Origin of the sequence: Klebsiella spallanzanii, from assembly GCF_902158555.1 — a bacterium.
In the GTDB taxonomy this organism is placed as follows: Bacteria; Pseudomonadota; Gammaproteobacteria; order Enterobacterales; family Enterobacteriaceae; genus Klebsiella; species Klebsiella spallanzanii.
In genome coordinates, this window is record NZ_CABGGS010000001.1 from 606,048 (window position 1) to 622,434 (window position 16,387).

Here is a 16,387-nt window from a genome sequence, read left to right on the forward strand (position 1 = left end):
TCTCCTCTGTGATTCAGGCATAAAGCGCCTGGTTTTCAACGGACGCATTCAGCTCCCGCCAGCGATGGCAGCTCACCACATGACGCGACCCTACCTGTTCTGTCGTTGGTTGGCTCTCGGCGCAGGCCGGTCGCGCGTGCGGGCAGCGCTCGGCAAAGGCACAGCCAGGCGGCAGGCGCGAGAGATCGGGCGGCGAACCGGGGATGCAGTGCAGCGCGTCGCCCTTTTTCAGCCCCTCTTTCGGACGACTGCCTAACAGCACCTGGGTATAGGGATGACAGGGGCGGTATAAAATATCCTCAATCGACGCCTCTTCAACGATGCGTCCGGCGTACATCACCGCCACCCGGTCGGCAATCTCCACAGCCGCGCCGATATCGTGAGTCACGAAGATAATCGACAGGTCGCGCTGCTTTTGCTGCTCGCGCAGCAGGATCAGGATCTGGATTTGCACCGTGGCATCCAGCGCGGTGGTTGGCTCATCCGCCAGCAACAGCTGCGGATTGCAGGAGAGCGCGAGAGCAATCATCGCCCGCTGGCGCATCCCGCCGGACATCTCGTGGGGGTAAGCATCCAGCCGCCGCTCGGGACTCGGAATACGCACCTGGCGCAGCGCCTCCAGCGCCCTCTCCCGCGCCGCCTGGCGCGACAGCCCTTCGTGGCGGCGCAGCCCCTCAACAATCTGCTGTCCCACGGTATAGACCGGGTCAAACGCCAGCAGCGGTTCCTGGAAAATCATCGCGCAGCGCGCGCCGCGATAGCGCCGCAGCTGCCCGGCGCTCATGGTCAGCACCTCTTCCTCCCCGACTTTCAGGGTGCCGGAAAGCACGCTGCTTTTTGGCGGATGCAGCCGCATCAGGGCGCGTAGTGTGACGCTTTTCCCGGAACCGGATTCACCGATCAGCGCCATCACTTCGCCTTTTTGCACATCAAAGGAGACGCCGTTAACCGCGTTGACCGTCTGGCCGTCGCGGCGAAACTCCACCCGCAGATCGCGGATATGGACATAAGCTTCATGCGACATGGCTCACCTCCTGGATGACGATATTCTGATGCCAGGGCGACGCGGGCTGCGCCATCAGGCAGGCGCTTTGATGTCCTTCACCGACGCTTTCAAGCTTCGGCTTCACCTGCGAGCACACCGCTCTGGCATGCGGACAGCGGGTATGAAACCGGCAGCCGGAAGGGGGGGAAATCGGGCTGGGCGGATCGCCGCTCAGCGGGGAGGTTAAGGTGCGATGTTGCGGATCCATCGACGGCATCGAGCTTAATAACGCGCGGGTATAAGGGTGCGCCGAGGCGGTAAACAGCTGCTCCACCGGGCCAATCTCCACCACCTCGCCGAGGTACATCACCAGGATGCGATCGGACAGCCAGCGCACCACGTGCAGATCGTGACTGATAAACACATAGGTCAGCGCCAGCGTTCGCTTAAGCTCCTGCAACAATAGCAGCACCTGGGCCTCAACTGATTTATCCAGCGCCGAAACCGCTTCATCAAGAATGACCAGCCGGGGCTTCATCGCCAGCGCGCGGGCGATGTTGACGCGCTGGCGCTGGCCGCCGGAGAGCGCGTGCGGGTAGCGATGGGCAAAGCGCCCAGGCTCGAGGCCGACGTGCGCCAGCAGATAGCGTGCATATTCGCTGGCCTCTTTGGCGCTAACGCCGTGTACCCGCTGGCCGAACGCAATGCTCTCTTCCATGGTCATGCGCGGATTCAGCGACGCGTAGCTATCCTGAAAGACCATTTGCACCTGGCGGCGATACTCTTTCATCGGCAGGCGCGATGAGCCGACCTCCAGGCCATCAAAAATCAACTCGCCGCTATCCTGCTTAAGCAGTTGCATCAACAGCCGGGCGGTGGTTGATTTACCGCAGCCCGACTCCCCTACTACGCCAAGGGTTTCGCCTTTGACCACCGTAAAGCTAACGTCATCCACCGCCTGCACCACTTCGCGCTTTTTGCCGCCACCGGCAGGAAAGTGTTTCAGCAGATTGTTGACCTTCAGCAGCGGCTGAGCCGGTCCGCCGAGGTCGATATTGATAAAGGGTTGCATCGCTTACTCCTTAATCGCCATTGCCGCACGCAGGCGGTCCGCGAGGATATTGAACGAAATGGAGGTGATAAAAATCATCAGGCCGGGCAAGGCCGCCACCCACGGCTGGGTATAGATTGCCGTGCGCAGAGTGTTGAGCATCAGCCCCCACTCAGGCTCAGGCGGGCGAACGCCAAGCCCCAGAAAAGAGAGGCCGGAAGCGAGGATCATGCACACCGAAATCAGCCCGGTAGAGAAGACGAAAATAGGCCCCAGCACGTTGCCCAGCACCTGCACGCGAATAATCGTAAACGCGCTGGCCCCGGTGGCGCGGGCGGCGTCGATATAATCCATATGCCGCACCTGCGCAGTGACGCTTTCGGCGATACGCGCCACCTGGGGGACAAATACCAGGGTCAGCGACAGCAGCGCATTACCGATGCCTGCACCCAACGCGCCGGAGAGCGCTATCGCCAGCAGAACCGACGGGAAGGCGTAAAACACGTCGACGGTACGCATAATAATGGTGTTGGTTTTACCACCCGCGTATCCGGCGATAATGCCGATCGCGCCGCCGATAAAAAAGGCGAACACCACCGGGACTATGCCCATAAACAGCGACAGGCGAGTGCCGAGGATCAGCCTGGAGAGCATATCGCGCCCCAGCTCATCGGAGCCCAGCGGAAAGCCGTCGGTGCCTATCGGTTTAAGGCGTAAAAACATGGAGGTCTGATACGGGTCTTTGACGATCAGCCACGGACCAAATAGCGCCAGCGCCAGCAGAATCAGAATGATCGCCCCGACAAACACCCCGCCGGGGTCGCGCAGCAGTCGGCTAAACACGCCGCGCCAGTAGCCTTGTCGGGCGACCGTCGTTGCAGAAACGGGAATGCCTTTGGTTGTCACGGTATCCACCATCGTCAGCTCCTCTTAATTCGCGGGTCGAGAGTGGTTTGCAGAATATCCACCAGCAGATTGAGCAGCACAAAGAACAGCGCCAGCACCCAGATGGTGCCCTGCAATAGCGGTAGATCGCGCTGGAAAATGGCGGTGTTCAGCAGCATTCCGGTGCCGGGCCAGGAGAAGACCGTTTCCACCAGAATCGAGCCGCCCATCAGATAGCCGACCTGTAACCCCATCACCGCCAGCGCGGTCGGAGCGGCGTTTTTCACCACGTGCAGGAAGATTCGCGACTCGTTAAGCCCCCTGGCGCGCAGGCCGACGATAAACTCCTGGCTAAGAATGTCCGCCACCTGCGAACGGACGGTGCGGGCAATAATCCCGGTTGGGATCACCGACAGCGTAAAAGCAGGCAGCAGCATAAACTGCAGATGTTCCCAGTCCCACTGCCAGCCCACCTCGCCAATCGGCCCGCCGCCGGTGGCCGGCAGCAGCGCGAGTTTGACGCTAAAAATGATGACCAGCAGCATCCCCAGCCAGTAGTGCGGCACGCTAACGCCAAACACCGACAGCACCGAAGCCAGGCGGTCGATAATGCTGTTACGAAAGTAACCAGCGACAAAACCAAACAGGCTACCCAGCACAAAGCCAATCACCGTCGCCAGCAGCGCCAGGCGCAGAGAGTAGGTCACCGCCGTCATCACTTCGCCAATCACCGGACGTCCGGTGGCGACCGACATGCCCAAATCGCCGTGCAGCGCCCGCCATAGCCAGTGGACAAATTGTAGTGGCAGAGGTTTATCAAAACCGTAGGCCTGCATTAAGGTCTGACGCAACGCTTCCGAGGCGTCCGGCGGCATCACCGACACCAGCGGGTCGCCCGGTGCTATTTGCACCAGCATAAAACAGATTACCGCCACCCCAAGCATGGTGGGGACGGCCAGCAGGATGCGATATAGCAGCGTATTGATCATCTCTAGCTCCCGTGACGATTACTCTTTTTTGCTCACCAGACTGAGGTCGATAAACCAGCTTTGCGGCTGTACCACCCCGGTGACGGCAGGTGATATAGCCCGTGGCCCGACATCGTGGGCAACGAACAGGAACGGCACCTGATCGACCAGCGCGGCGTGCAGCTCACCGGCGGCTTTATCCATTTCAGCCGGAGTAAAGGCGTGCTTCACCGCCGTGGCCAGCTTTTCGGTTTCCGGCGTCGAGAAGTAGCCCCAGTTCGTTGCGACTGGCGGGAAGGCTTTGGCGGTAGAGAAGCGGATCATGCCAAAATAGGGGTCGTTCACCGCGGCGCTGACGTTGATCGCGTCGATCCCCTTCGCGGACGGATCTTTCGCTCCCAGACGCCAGTTGGTAAACAGGGTGTTCCATTCGTTAACTTTGATATCGACGTTAAAGAAGCAGCTTTTCAGGCTCTGCTGGATGTACTCGTTCATCGGTAGCGGCTGCATCTGCCCGGAACCGGATGCCGAGGTGGCGACGGTCACGTGCAGCGGCTTACCGGCGCTATATCCGGCTTCGGTCATCAGCTTACGGGCGGTGTCCGGGTCATACTTAATCTGGAAAGTGGGCTTACCGTGCCACGGGCTGTCGGCCTCATAGACGCCGGTCGCCTCGGTCATATAGCCGCCGAGATAGCTTTTCAGCTCGGCGCGGTTAAGGCACAGGTTGGCAGCTTTGCGCACGCGAATATCTTTCCACGGCGAGCCCTCCTCGAAGGAGAACTGCCACGGCCACAGGTGCGGCTGGGTATTAGCGTAGATTTTAAAACCCTGGGCTTTGATTTGATCGACCGCGTCCGGGGCCGGGGCCTCAATCCAGTCCACCTGCTTTGAGAGCAGCGCCGCGGTGCGGGCGTTGGCTTCCGGCAGCGGGATCAGCACCACTTTATCCACTCGTGGAATACGATCTTTGTTCCAGTAGTCGGGGTTTTTATCGAGGATCAGCTGCTGGCGGGGAACCAGTTTTTCCATTTTAAACGGGCCGCTGCCCACCGCATGAGCGGCGAATTCGGTCCATGCCTGCTTACTGCGCGCGGCGGTATCGCCGCTGCTTGCCGGTACCGCGTCATACAGTTTCTGCCACGCCGTCGGGGAAACGATAAACAGGTTGGTGATGTTGTACGGCAGCAGCGCATCCGGCTCGGAGGTGGTCAGCGCCACGGTGTGGTCGTCAATCTTCTGCGCGCCAATCAGGGTCGGCATGCGCGAGAGCGTGTTGCCAATCTGGCCCGGAGCGTACTGCGGCGCGGCTTTATTCAGTACTTTATCTACGTTCCAGACGATAGCATCGGCGTTGACCTCCGAGCCATCGTGAAACTTCACTCCCGGGCGCAGGGTGAAAATCCAGCGACTTTGATCTTGCGGGTCAACGTGCCACTCGGTCGCCAGCCCCGGAACCAGACCGCTGGGCTTTTCCCCTTGCGACAGATCCCACTCAACAAGAGCGTCGTAGAGCGGGATGCCGGTGAAGCGGTTTCCCTCAAAACCCTGGTCGGGCTGGCCGAGGGTTAAAGGGATGTCGGCGGCGGTCATCGCTATCCGCAACGTTGAGGCATGAGCCGGTAAAGCGGCAAACAGCGCCAATGCCCCGCTAACAGCAACGGCGAGATGGCATTTACGTGAGAGTAATTTTTTCTTCAGCATCACATTGTCCCTGTTAAATAAAAGTCGCTATTTAACAGGCAAGATGCGTACCAGTTCTGAATCTGCGGAAAATAAGTGTGAAATGGTTTATAAAATAAGAATGACTTATATTATCTCAATGATTTTAATTGAAAAATAAAACAGCCTTATCTTTTTGCACCAGCGGCGGGAATTGTGTTGCAGGATTGCACCAGCCTTAATATTCCCGGGAGATAATAATCACGCCGCGTCATTTTTTATAAATTAAATTCATAATTTCCGGTAAATCATCAGTTTGGATCGTTCTCTTCTATACTCTTCTTATAGCGATAATCCGGGAGTCACCATGCCGTTACCCGATTTTCACCGTTCAGAGCCTTTTACCCTCGGCATCGAGCTGGAACTCCAGGTCGTCAATCCGCCGGGCTACGATCTGAGCCAGGACTCTTCCGCGCTGATTGATGAGGTGCAAAACACGCTGAAAGCGGGCGAAGCCAAGCATGACATTACCGAAAGCATGCTGGAAATCGCGACCGGTATCTGCCGCGATATCCACCAGGCCACGGCGCAACTGGGCGCCATTCAACAGGCGGTGCTGCGCGCCGCCGCCCGCCATCACGTGCAAATCTGCGGCGGCGGAACCCACCCGTTTCAAACCTGGCAGCGCCAGCAAATCAGCGCTAACCCGCGCTACCTGAAAACCGTCGAGCACTTTGGCTATCTGGCGCAGCAGTCAACGGTGTTCGGTCAGCACGTTCACGTGGGATGTCAGAACGGCGATGACGCGATTTATCTTCTCCACGGCCTGTCGCGCTTTGTGCCACATTTTATTGCGTTAAACGCCGCATCTCCCTGGCTCGACGGGGCAGATAGTGGCTTTGCATGCTCGCGCCTCAATCTCTTTTCTGCCTACCCGGACAACGGCCCGATGCCGTGGGTCGACAGCTGGCAGGCCTTTATCGGACTATTTCGCCGCCTCAGCTATACCAGCATGATCGACAGTATGAAGGATCTGCACTGGGATATTCGCCCGAGTCCGGGTTTTGGTACCGTCGAGGTGCGGGTGATGGATACACCGCTGACGATAGCCCAGGCGGTGAATATTGCCGGATTTATCCAGATTATCGCCTGCTGGCTGCTGACGGAGCGTCCGTTTAAGCACCAGCCTGAGGATTATTTGCTCTACCCCTTCAACCGCTATCAAGCCTGCCGTTATGGGCTGGATGGCATCAATACCGATGTTCACACGGGTAAACGGCAGCCGTTTCGCGAAGAGATTTTACAGCTGGCGGATAAACTGACGCCCTTTGCCCATAAGCTTCAGGCCGACAGCGCACTGGATGCAACCGTCCGCCAGGCGAAGCAGGATCGCAGTGAATCTCAGCGGATGCGCGAGTTTGTCGCCAACGGCGGATCGCTAATCGGTCTGGTACAGAAGTATTGCGAGATCTGGACGGCGTAGCGGCAATAACACGGTATACTGCACGCTTTCGTTTTTGTCCGGGATCCTGTCGTGCGCTGTTTATCTCTTATGTCGTTGTTACTGTTATCTCTTCCTGCCTTCGCAAATGGGAAATGCTCGCTGACCGACCCGTTGCTGACGCTACAAAGCTATACCGTCAATCCGCAGCGCGAGCGCATTGTGATGTACTGGCAGAAAGAGGATGGCAAAGCCTGGGGATCGCTGCGATCGCTGCTGGCGGATATCAACCAGAACGGACAGGTACAGATGGCGATGAACGGCGGCATTTATGATAAAGCGTATGCGCCGCTGGGGCTGTATATCGAAAAAGGCAGACAGTTGACCCCGCTTAACCGCGCCTCCGGCGGCGGCAATTTTTTTATTCGTCCCGGCGGAGTGTTTTACCTAAAAGGGCAAAACGCGGGCATTGTCAGCCTCGAGAAATTTAAGCCCTCGCCAGCCATCCAGTACGCCGTGCAGTCCGGGCCGATGCTGATTGAAAACGGCAAGATCAACTGGCGGCTGAAGCCCTCAGCCAACTCGCGAAAGCTGCGTAACGGCGTGGGCATCACCCGTGAGGGCAAAGTGGTGTTTATGCTCAGCGAGCGCGAAACCAATTTCTATGATTTCGCCTGCTATGCGCAATCAAAGCTCAACGTGCGCCAGATGCTGTATCTCGACGGCACCATTTCGAAGATGTACCAGAAAGGCGGCAGCGTACCGTGGCAGTACCACCCGTTCGTAACCATGATCGCGGTGGAGAGCAGGTAGTCCCCGGGTGGCGGCATGCCTGGACAGGCGCTAGCCGCCACCTGGCAAAAGACGCACGCAATACCGAACTTAGATTTTGTAGAATAGTGTGCCTGCCGCAATTGGGGACTGAACGAAGCCAAAGTACTCATAGAACGCTTTAGCCTGCTCATTAATGGCATGAACCATAACGGCCTTAATTCCCACCTGATCCGCCAGGTTAGCAATGCGCATCACTGCATCATTAAGCAGCCATTTTCCGAAACGATGGCCCTGAGTACATACGTCGACAGCAAGACGCCCCAATAACACGACCGGTATCGGGTCAGGCATATTCTGACGCAAACTACGGCCTAAATCAGCATGGCTCACGGAACCGGTTGCAATCGAATAATACCCCACTACGCGCAGGGTCCCTTCAAGACAGATAACAAAAGTGCGGGAAGCATTGAGGAGCTGATTTTTCATCGCCCGGCGGCGCAGCCATTCGTTTAAAACATCATTCCCACAATCGAATGACTGAAGGATATGCCTTTCCGTCAGCAAAGCCGGAGCCGTCACGTTTATTTCCATTCAGGCTTCACATCCATTAAACGCTGGCGGCCCTCAACATTTTGTACAGGCGCTTCAAGCTGTTCGATGAAGGCCTGATAACGGGCATCATCCAGAACGAATACACGCTGATCCAGAATGATGTTCTGAGCCTCATGTACAGCCTTCTCAATAATAAAATCCGTTCGATTTTTATTCACCAGACTTGCTGCATAATCAATCACCGCACGCTCTTCATCAGTGGCGCGGATATTGATCTGCTTATCACGAGTTGGCTTGCGGACGGTGTTTTGCATGATTCTTCCTCACTGGTAACAAATTGCTATACGTAATCGTAGCCCGAAAGGTAACAAATTGCTATACACTTTCATGGGTTTTGTAGCCCGGACAGGCGCGCCAGCGCCGCCTCCGGGAAGATTTTCATGCAGCAACTGAATCCCCCTGAAACAGAAAAACTCGCAGCGATGCCCTGGTGCCCGCTGAAATCGGCGAACCGGAGGTCCGAAGACAAGGGCTGGCCGCCAGGGATGGCGGACAGAGGCGAATCGAGACACGACAAAATTGCCCGGAGCAATTTTGAACAGCGCTTGCGCTGGCCCCGGAGGGGCGAGTCCCAGGGATGGGACGAGTAATGTCGAGTTGAGCCGACCGCAGGCTGAGGACCGGGAGGTGAGCGCAGTGCGCAGCACCGATTTCCTGGCGGGACCGCGGGGATTGTAAAGGGGGAGACGGTTTTCTCCCCCTTTACCCGTTCACGTACCGCGGTGAGGCATTTTCTGCGAAATAGTGGTGAGCGGAACCCTTCTACACCGTCCCGGAGGCGGCGCTGGCGCGCCTGTCCGGGCTACCAAACCCGCACATCTCCAGACACCGTGCCCGAAACACCTACATCCGCCGATGCCCCCACTCGCGCAGGCGCTGGAACAGCACGTACAGCGATGGAATAAACAGAATGCCAATCACCGTCGCCACCAGCATGCCGCTAAACACCGTGGTACCGATAATCCGTCGACTCTGCGCTCCGGCACCGGTGGCGAGCATCATCGGCATAATCCCAATGATGAAGGAAACCGCCGTCATCATCACCGCCCGAAAGCGGCGGGTGGCCCCTTCGCGGGCGGCGTCGACTATCGACATCCCCTCTTCGCGTTTCGCCCTGGCAAACTCGACGATCAAAATCGCATTCTTCGCCGCCAGCGCTATCAGCAATACCAAGCCAATCTGCACGTACACATCGTTGGCGTAACCGGCCCACCATAACCACAGCAGCGACCCGCCGATGGCAAACAGCACTGACAGCATTACGCTCGCCGGAAGCGTCCAGCTCTCATACTGAGCGACAAGAAACAGCCACGCCATCGCCACCGCCGCCAGCACAATCCACACCGCCTGGTTGCCGGTCTGCTGCTCCTGCCACGAAATTCCGCTCCAGGCGTAGTCATACCCCTGCGGCAGGTTCGATTGTAAAATCTGCTCCATCACCGCCATTGCCGTGCGGCTGCTGACGCCTTCTGCCGCCGAGCCGCTCACCGATACCGATGGAGACTGGTTATATTGATGAATAAACGGCGCGCCAACCGTCGGCGTAATCGTCACCAGGTTGCTCAGACGAACCCGCTCGCCGTTGTCGCTACGCACGTACAGCTCGCTAATCTGCTCCGCCCGTTCACGCCACTGCATCTCGTTTTGCATCACCACATGGTAAACGCGATTGTTGATGCTGAAATCCCCGGCGCGGGTGCCGCCAAACGCGGTTTGCAGGCTGCTGAAAATCCTTGCCACCGGCACGTTTAGCCGCGCCGCCTGGTCGCGATCAACGTTGAGCGTGAGCTGCGGGACGTTGCTGCTCCAGGTGGTAAATACCCGGCTCAACTGCGAATGCTGGTTCGCCGCCCTCAGAACCTGATGCGTCACCTGCTCCAGTTCCGCTGGCGATTGTCCGGCCTGGGCCAGAATGCGCAAATTAAACCCGGAGGCGTTGCCCAGCCCCGGCAACGTCGGCGGCGCAAAAGCCATAATCGTCGCTTCCGGTAGCCCCATCAACTGGCCCTGTAGTTTCTCCATTACCGAATCCAGCGGCGGTCGCTGATGCCAGTCTTTCAGCATTACCGAGATAAACCCGCCGTTTGAGGCGCTGGTGCCGTTGAGAATATTGAAGCCGGACACCTGAATCACATCCTCAACCGCCGGATTTGCCAGCAGCAGCTCGCGGGCCTGTGCCATCACCGCTTCGGTACGCTCCAGCGAGGCGGCTTCAGGAAGCTGCACGCTGGCAAAAAAGTAGCCCTGATCTTCCTGCGGCAGAAAACCCTTCGGCATGTTGATGAAGCTAAAGACCACCAGCCCGGCAGCCGCCGCCGTCGCGGCCAGCGCCAGCCAGGGACGACGATTCATACCTCCCACCAGACGCCCATAGCCATCGCGCACCTTATCCAGGCCGCGGTTAAAGCCGCGCCAGATAGCGGCAGGACGTTCCGGACGCGGGCGCAGCAGCAGCGCGCACAGCGCGGGGGTCAGGGTCAGCGCCACCACGCTCGATAGCGTTACTGCCGTCGATAGCGTCACCGCAAACTGGCGATACAGCTCGCCGACGATACCCGGCAGCATCGCCACCGGAACAAATACCGCCAGCAGCACTAAGGTCGTCGCGATCACCGGACCAGCGATTTGCCGCAGCGCTTCGGCGGTAGCGGCCCCACGATCCAGCCCCTCCGCCATTTTCGTCTCTACGCTCTCCACCACCACGATGGCGTCATCCACCACCATGGTCAGGGCAAGAATAATCGCGAACAGGCTCAGGGTATTGGCGCTGTAGCCCAGCGAATAGAGCACGGCAAAGGTGCCGATAAGCGACACCGGGATTGCCAGAGCCACTATCAGGGTTGCCCGCCAGCTTTGCAGGAACAAAGACACCACCACTACGACCGCCAGCAGGGTCAACACCAACGACACGCCGATCTCTTTGATCGTCGCCGCCACAAAGCGGGTGGTATCAAACTTCACCTCCCAGGTCAGATCCGCCGGAAAACGCGCGTGCAGCCGGGTCAGCTCGGCGCGCACCGCGCTGGCAACCTGTAAGGCATTGGCAGTCGGCGTCGGGTAGATACCGAGATACGCGGAGTCTTTGCCGTTGAGCTGTGCGCCGGAGCTATAGCTGCGCGCACCCAGCTCAATGGTTGCCACGTCCGACAGGCGCACCAGCTGACCGCGTTCGCCGCTGCGCACCACAATCTGCCCGAAGCTGGCGGCGTCGCTCAGCCGACCGATACCGTTGATGGTCAGGGTCTGCTGCTGGCCGTTAAATACCGGCGGCGTCCCCACCTGCCCCGCCGCGCCCTGCACGTTCTGCTCGCGCAGCGCCTGGGCAATATCATCGGTGGTGATATTGAGCGCATTCATGCGATCAGGTCGCAGCCAGATGCGCATGCTGTAGTCGCGCGCGCCGAACATCTGCACTTCGCCAACGCCCGGCAAGCGCGCCAGCGCTTCGCGCACCTGGGTACTGGCGTAGTTGCTGACAAACAGCGGCGATAGCGTACCGAGCGGCGAATAGAGGCTCACGCCCATCAGCAGGTTGGTTGCCCGTTTGCGCACCTGCACGCCGTTCTGCTGCACTTCGGCAGGAAGCTGCGCCACCGCCTGGGAAACGCGATTCTGCACATCAATCGCCGCTAAATCAGCATCGGTACCGGCAGCAAAGGTCAGGCTCAGGCTGTAGGTGCCTTCATCGGAGCTGGTAGACTCCATATACAGCATATGGTCAACGCCGTTGAGCTGGGTCTCCAGCGGTGCGGCGATGGCTTGTGCCACGTCCGCCGCGCTGGCCCCCGGCCAGCTGGCGCTAACGTTGATGACCGGCGGCGTAATCTGCGGATATTGCTCGACCGGAATCAGCTTTAGCGATACCGCGCCGATAAAAGTCATCAGCAGCGCAATCACCATCGCAAAACGCGGGCGACGGATAAAAAACGTCAACATCCCTTCCCCCTCTTTAGTTGAGCAACTGAACGGCTACGCCATCACGCAGGCGCTGCACACCTTCCGTCACCACGCGCTCGCCCGCATTAATACCGTCTAACACTGCGAACTCCTGCCCCTGCTGGCCGCCAGGGGTAAAACGTCGCAAGCTGACGGTGTTATCCGCCGTCAGCACCCAGCTGTAAAAGCCCTGCGCATCCTGCTGTACCGCAGACGCCGGGATCATCGGGCTTTGCGCAAGCTGCTGCGGGCGGAAGAAAACCGCCACGTTAGCGCCGGGCAGCAGACGGTGCTGCAGGTTTGCAAATTCAGCACGCAGCGCCACGCTGGCGGTGCGGCTATCAATGCGGTTATCGACGGAAGTCAGTACGCCGTTTTGCCGCTGCCCATCAACATCGACCTGCGCTATCCACGCCTGCTTCAGCGCGACAATATCCGCATGCTGGCCCGCTTTGTCGAAAAAGGCGGTTTCATCGAGTGAGAAGGCGACGCGAATCGGGTCGAGCTGGACCACATCCACCAGCACGCCGCTGGAAGGGTTGACCAGGCTACCGACGTGAAATGCGCTATGGCCGACGCGTCCGGTGACCGGCGAAGTTATACGGGTATAGCCGAGCGTAATTTGCTGGGCGGCAATGCGCGCCTGCGCCTGCTCCACGGCGGCGGCGGCGACATCACGCTGCATCTGGGCGGTATCCACGTCGTTGCGGCTGATCGAGTGGTTATTTTTTAGCTGCTGGTAGCGGCTTAATAGCTGCTGGGCCTGGCGGAGCGAAGCCTGCGCACTTCTCAGCTCGGCCTGTGCCAGCGCCAGCGCGGCTTTGGGCTGGGCGTCATCAAGTGTAAACAGCAGATCTCCTTTATTGACGTACTGCCCATCCTGAAAATGGCGCTGCACGATCGCCCCTTCAGTACGGGCGCGAATATCAACGGAGTGGATGGCCTCAACGCGACCAGAAATTTGCCGCTCGTTGGCATGCGGCGCTTGCTCAACGGTGGCAACGCGCACCGGAATCGCCGGAGCGGCAGCGATCGTCAGGGCGTAGCCTGCCAGGCCGCAGGCCAGCAAGGCGGAGCGGATGATCTTTTTCATGGGGGGAATTCCTTACGACGATGCGGCGTCCCTCCTCCCGCAGGAGAAGGGACGCCGGACGAATCAGACAGACTACGCGGTTTTGCGGAAACGGCGGGTCAGGCGTTTCTCAACTTCGACCACCAGGAACATCGCAATACCGATGACCAGAGTGATGAACCAGTAGCGCAGCGGCAGCCCTTCGGTACCAAACATCGTCTGCATCACCGGTACGTAGATGATGATCAGCTGCATCAGCAGCAGCACGCCGCTCACCAGCCAGATGCCTTTGTTACGCAGCAGCCCCATGTTCAGCGAGAAGCTGTCGCTGCTGCGGCAGTTAATCATGTAGACCCACTGCGCGGTGACCAGCATCTGCAGCAGCACGGTGCGGATAAACTCCGGGCTGTGGCCGCGCGGCGCCAGCCAGGCCTCAAGAATAAAGGCGGCGACGGCAATCATCGTGCCGACGAAAGCGACGCGCCAGACGGCAAAGGCATCCATCACATGCTGGCCGGTTTTACGCGGCGGGCGGTTCATCGCATTGCGCTCGGCGGCTTCAAAAGCGAGGCCGAAGGAGAGCGTGGCGGAGGTCGCCATGTTCATCCACAAAATCAGCACCGGCGTCAGCGGAATAATGTTCCCCGCCAACAGGGCGATGATAATCAGCAGCCCCTGCGCCAGGTTGGTCGGCATAATGAACAGAATGGTTTTCTTCAGGTTGTCGTAGACCCGACGCCCCTCTTTGACCGAACTGGCGATGGTGGCAAAATTGTCATCGGTCAGAACCATGTCAGCGGCCTCTTTGGTCACCTCGGTTCCTTTGATCCCCATAGCGATGCCGACGTCGGCCTGGCGTAGTGCCGGAGCGTCGTTGACGCCATCGCCGGTCATGCCAACCACTTCACCGTTATTCTGCAGCGCTTTCACCAGGCGCAGCTTATGCTCCGGGCTGGTGCGGGCAAAAATATCGTACTCAACGGCGGCTTTCGCCAGCTCGGCGTCGTCCATATGCTCCAGCTGGTAGCCGGTCATCGCCTGGCGGCTGTTAGTGATCCCCAGCATCTGGCCGATGCTCATCGCCGTCTGCGGGTGGTCGCCGGTAATCATCTTCACGCGGATCCCCGCGTTCTGGCAGGCGTGGATAGCGTCAATCGCTTCCGGGCGCGGCGGGTCCATCATCCCGGCAATGCCGAGGAAGACCAGACCTTCGCGGAGATCGTCGTGGGTCAGCGTGGTGCTGCCAACGTTAGCCGGTTTGTAGGCGGCGGCAACCATGCGCAGGCCCTGACGGGCAAAGCGCGCCATTTCCTCTTCCCAGTACTGCGGCTCGAACGGCACTGCGCCCTGTTTGCTCATCTGCTGGCGGCACATGGCAAAAATCACGTCCGGCGCGCCGGTAATCAGCACCTGCTCGACGTCGCCCATTTTCTGATGGGTCGCCATGTACTTGTACTGCGAGTCGAACGGAATTTTCGCCACCAGGCGCGCATCAACCGGCTCCAGCTGCGCTTTCGCCGCCAGCACCTTCAGCGCCCCTTCGGTCGGCCCGCCGGTAATACCCCACAGGCCGCGCTCATCCTGAATCATCTGGCTGTCGTTACACAGGTCGATGGTGCGCAGGTAAGTTTCCAGCACGCTGCCCGGTTTAATCTGCACCGGCTCATCGCTGCCTTCCAGGCAAATGTTGCCCTGCGGCTCGTAGCTGTCACCTTCAACGCGGTAGCAGCAGTCGGCGGTAATGATCGCTTTGACGGTCATCTCGTTCATCGTCAGGGTGCCGGTTTTATCCGAGCACACCACGGTCATGGCGCCCAGGGTTTCCACCGTCGGCAGCTTGCGGATAATCGCCCGCTGACGAGCCATCGCCTGTACGCCGAGGGAGAGAATAATCGAGATAATCGCTGGTAAACCTTCCGGCACGGCGGCAACCGCCAGGCTAATCAGGGAGAGCAGAAGCTCGCCGAGAGGAATATCGCGCAGCGCCAGGCTGAAGACGAACAGCGCGGCCATCATCGCCAGAATAATGACGAAAATCGCCTTGCCGAGCTTGTCCATCTGCACCAGCAGCGGCGTGCGGTGCTTCTCAATGCCCGCCATCATCTGGTTGATATGGCCAAGTTCGGTCTCCTGACCGGTTGCGGTCACTACGCCAACGCCGCCACCAGCGCTGATGGTGGTGCCGGAGAACAGCATATTCGTGCGATCGCCCAGCGGCAGTTCACCTTCCAGCGCGTCGGTGGTTTTATCCACTACCGTCGACTCGCCGGTCAAAATCGCTTCTTCCACCCGCAGATTATGAGTTTCAATCAGGCGCATATCGGCAGGCACACGGTCTCCCGCGCGCAGAATGACGATATCGCCCGGAACCAGGTCGCGGGTTGGGATGGTTTCATGCTTACCGTTGCGCTGCACGCGGGCGTCGCTGGAGAGCATATTGCGGATGCCCTGTAGCGATTTTTCAGCATTGCTCTCCTGGATATGGCCGATCAGGGCATTGATCACCGTGACGCCAAGGATAACCAGGGTATCAACCCAGTGGCCCATTACCGCCGTAAGCGCGGCAGCAGCCAGCAGGACAAAAATCAGTACGTCGTTAAAGTGGGCGAGAAAGCGCAGCCAGGCGGGCTTGCCTTTCTTCTCTGGTAACGCATTCGGGCCGAAGGTCTGCAGACGCTCGGCGGCTTCAGCGGAGTTCAGTCCGCTGGTATGGCTGTTTTTCTGCGCCAGCACCGCATCAACGGTCTGCTGATATGCCCGGCGTGGCGCGGTATCCCCTGAGGGGGTGGTATTATTAGTTTTGATCATTTTGGTCAAAATATATCTCCCTTAAAATTCCGTGAGGCGGAAAGCCTGGAATCATTCCGGGCCAATGAGAAAATTAAAAAACAGGCGGGAGATAATTTGAGCTTGCGCAATATTTAGTCTCTCGCAAATACAAAATTTGTGGTAAGTTAATTCTATAAAACAATAATTGCAAAATATTAATAAACCAAAACTA

At 58.7% G+C, this 16,387-nt stretch carries 12 protein-coding genes; 2 read left to right on the forward strand and 10 right to left on the reverse strand.

Translation table 11 applies throughout. The annotated features are described in order from the left end of the window. Positions 1–13: 13 nt before the first annotated feature. The 5 genes from FN082_RS02990 to FN082_RS03010 are packed head-to-tail and all read right to left on the reverse strand — an operon-like array spanning position 14 to position 5,593. Complete coding sequence (locus FN082_RS02990; protein ID WP_139538587.1) at positions 14–1,024, reverse strand: ABC transporter ATP-binding protein; 1,011 nt, start codon at positions 1,022–1,024, stop codon at positions 14–16. Continuing rightward, positions 1,014–2,057 carry an ABC transporter ATP-binding protein gene (locus FN082_RS02995; RefSeq protein WP_142981117.1) on the reverse strand — a complete coding sequence of 348 codons (1,044 nt, stop codon included), beginning with the start codon at positions 2,055–2,057 and terminating at the stop codon, positions 1,014–1,016. Before FN082_RS02995 ends, FN082_RS02990 begins: the two co-directional genes overlap by 11 nt. A 3-nt stretch (positions 2,058–2,060) precedes the next feature. After that, on the reverse strand, positions 2,061–2,954 hold the full coding sequence (locus FN082_RS03000) for an ABC transporter permease (RefSeq protein WP_142464074.1): 894 nt from the start codon (positions 2,952–2,954) through the stop codon (positions 2,061–2,063). Between the two features lie 2 nt (positions 2,955–2,956). Further along, positions 2,957–3,910 (reverse strand): ABC transporter permease, encoded by a 954-nt coding sequence (locus FN082_RS03005; RefSeq protein WP_112217375.1) that lies wholly within the window; start codon positions 3,908–3,910, stop codon positions 2,957–2,959. Positions 3,911–3,928: 18 nt separating this feature from the next. Then, positions 3,929–5,593 carry an ABC transporter substrate-binding protein gene (locus tag FN082_RS03010; RefSeq protein ID WP_142466792.1) on the reverse strand — a complete coding sequence of 555 codons (1,665 nt, stop codon included), beginning with the start codon at positions 5,591–5,593 and terminating at the stop codon, positions 3,929–3,931. Positions 5,594–5,918: 325 nt separating this feature from the next. On the opposite strand from FN082_RS03010, the gene FN082_RS03015 reads away from it, so the two are divergent. Both FN082_RS03015 and FN082_RS03020 read left to right on the forward strand, forming a co-directional pair. Then, the gene (locus FN082_RS03015; protein ID WP_142981118.1) at positions 5,919–7,034 is read left to right on the forward strand and encodes a YbdK family carboxylate-amine ligase; all 1,116 of its coding nucleotides are present in this window, start codon (positions 5,919–5,921) and stop codon (positions 7,032–7,034) included. 69 nt (positions 7,035–7,103) lie between these two features. Further along, positions 7,104–7,805 carry a phosphodiester glycosidase family protein gene (locus tag FN082_RS03020; RefSeq protein WP_185932099.1) on the forward strand — a complete coding sequence of 234 codons (702 nt, stop codon included), beginning with the start codon at positions 7,104–7,106 and terminating at the stop codon, positions 7,803–7,805. Between the two features lie 69 nt (positions 7,806–7,874). Here the strand turns inward: FN082_RS03020 and FN082_RS03025 are convergent, their stop codons facing one another. The 5 genes from FN082_RS03025 to FN082_RS03045 form a co-directional block, all read right to left on the reverse strand. Further along, positions 7,875–8,357, reverse strand: a complete 483-nt coding sequence (locus FN082_RS03025) for a GNAT family N-acetyltransferase (protein ID WP_139538581.1) — start codon at positions 8,355–8,357, stop codon at positions 7,875–7,877. Continuing rightward, a complete protein-coding gene (locus FN082_RS03030) occupies positions 8,348–8,632 on the reverse strand; it encodes a type II toxin-antitoxin system TacA family antitoxin (protein WP_139538580.1) in 285 nt (94 codons plus the stop codon). Before FN082_RS03030 ends, FN082_RS03025 begins: the two co-directional genes overlap by 10 nt. Before the next feature lie 589 nt (positions 8,633–9,221). After that, positions 9,222–12,314, reverse strand: a complete 3,093-nt coding sequence (locus FN082_RS03035) for an efflux RND transporter permease subunit (protein WP_139538579.1) — start codon at positions 12,312–12,314, stop codon at positions 9,222–9,224. Between the two features lie 13 nt (positions 12,315–12,327). Then, entirely contained in the window at positions 12,328–13,407 is a 1,080-nt protein-coding gene (locus FN082_RS03040; protein WP_139538578.1) for an efflux RND transporter periplasmic adaptor subunit, read from the reverse strand. Positions 13,408–13,479: 72 nt separating this feature from the next. Then, positions 13,480–16,194 carry a cation-transporting P-type ATPase gene (locus FN082_RS03045; RefSeq protein ID WP_139538881.1) on the reverse strand — a complete coding sequence of 905 codons (2,715 nt, stop codon included), beginning with the start codon at positions 16,192–16,194 and terminating at the stop codon, positions 13,480–13,482. Between the last annotated feature and the right edge of the window lie 193 nt (positions 16,195–16,387).

Bases quoted from the DNA above. Each gene is read 5' to 3' on its own strand.
- FN082_RS02990 (WP_139538587.1), bottom strand. From the start codon at position 1,024: ATGTCGCATGAAGCTTATGTCCATATCCGCGATCTGCGGGTGGAGTTT.
- FN082_RS02995 (WP_142981117.1), bottom strand. From the start codon at position 2,057: ATGCAACCCTTTATCAATATCGACCTCGGCGGACCGGCTCAGCCGCTG.
- FN082_RS03000 (WP_142464074.1), bottom strand. From the start codon at position 2,954: ATGGTGGATACCGTGACAACCAAAGGCATTCCCGTTTCTGCAACGACG.
- FN082_RS03005 (WP_112217375.1), bottom strand. From the start codon at position 3,910: ATGATCAATACGCTGCTATATCGCATCCTGCTGGCCGTCCCCACCATG.
- FN082_RS03010 (WP_142466792.1), bottom strand. From the start codon at position 5,593: ATGCTGAAGAAAAAATTACTCTCACGTAAATGCCATCTCGCCGTTGCT.
- FN082_RS03015 (WP_142981118.1), top strand. From the start codon at position 5,919: ATGCCGTTACCCGATTTTCACCGTTCAGAGCCTTTTACCCTCGGCATC.
- FN082_RS03020 (WP_185932099.1), top strand. From the start codon at position 7,104: ATGTCGTTGTTACTGTTATCTCTTCCTGCCTTCGCAAATGGGAAATGC.
- FN082_RS03025 (WP_139538581.1), bottom strand. From the start codon at position 8,357: ATGGAAATAAACGTGACGGCTCCGGCTTTGCTGACGGAAAGGCATATC.
- FN082_RS03030 (WP_139538580.1), bottom strand. From the start codon at position 8,632: ATGCAAAACACCGTCCGCAAGCCAACTCGTGATAAGCAGATCAATATC.
- FN082_RS03035 (WP_139538579.1), bottom strand. From the start codon at position 12,314: ATGTTGACGTTTTTTATCCGTCGCCCGCGTTTTGCGATGGTGATTGCG.
- FN082_RS03040 (WP_139538578.1), bottom strand. From the start codon at position 13,407: ATGAAAAAGATCATCCGCTCCGCCTTGCTGGCCTGCGGCCTGGCAGGC.
- FN082_RS03045 (WP_139538881.1), bottom strand. From the start codon at position 16,194: ATGATCAAAACTAATAATACCACCCCCTCAGGGGATACCGCGCCACGC.